Source organism: Homoserinimonas flava (assembly GCF_054969005.1).
In genome coordinates this window covers 1-731 of sequence record NZ_JBUEQS010000010.1, presented here as the reverse complement: position 1 = coordinate 731, position 731 = coordinate 1, and the positions used below count along the sequence as shown (strand labels likewise).

General features: G+C 66.3%; 1 pseudogene. It reads right to left on the bottom strand.

Annotated features, from left to right (window positions below):
• Positions 1-731, bottom strand: a pseudogene (locus ACY48M_RS13125) (RHS repeat-associated core domain-containing protein); the annotation flags it as partial.

Below are 731 nucleotides of genomic sequence, written 5' to 3'. Positions count from 1 at the left end.
GGGCTGTACGAATACCCGCCGAGCCATCCTCCTGGGGTGGAGAACATCCCGATGACGCTGCCCTGGTGATCGGTGACGTAGTAGTACCGAGACCCGCCGCCGAGGCGGTTCGCGAGCGCTTCCCCATCCGGTGTCCGAGTGAAGGCTCGCAACGCAGTCCCGACTTCTTCGCCGGAGAGCCCGAGGGAGGAAGTGAGGTATCGCGTAGTGGTCGAGCCGACTAGGCGGGAGCGGGTGTCGGTATTGCCGCCCGCATGGGTTGCGTAGCTGGCCGTCCCGTTGCTGACTGCTCCGCCGCGCTCGTTGTAGGTGGAAGCAGCACCGGTGATGCCGTTGGTGGTTTGGTTGCCCGCACCGTCGTAGGCCCACGCGGTGGTGTCGCCGGTAGCGGCAGTGAGTCGGTTCGCCGCGTCATACGTGTAGCTGATCGTCCCGGCTGTCGCTCCAGTGGCACCGGCACGAGTCTGCGCGGTCCGGTTACCCGCTGCGTCGTATGCATACGCCCAGGATGCGCTCGTGGTGGCACCAACAGTTTCGGTGGCGGCGGTGAGGCGCTTCAGCGAGTCGTACGTATACGCGGTGACGGCACCGGGGGTGATGCCCTGTTCCAGGTGGGATGTACGACTTTGGATGCTGGTCCGGTCCGCGCTCGTGCCGGTGCCGCCGGCGGCAGTGTAGGAGTAGCCCACATCGGCCTTCACGACTGCGGAGGAGTCAGCCGCGGTGATGCG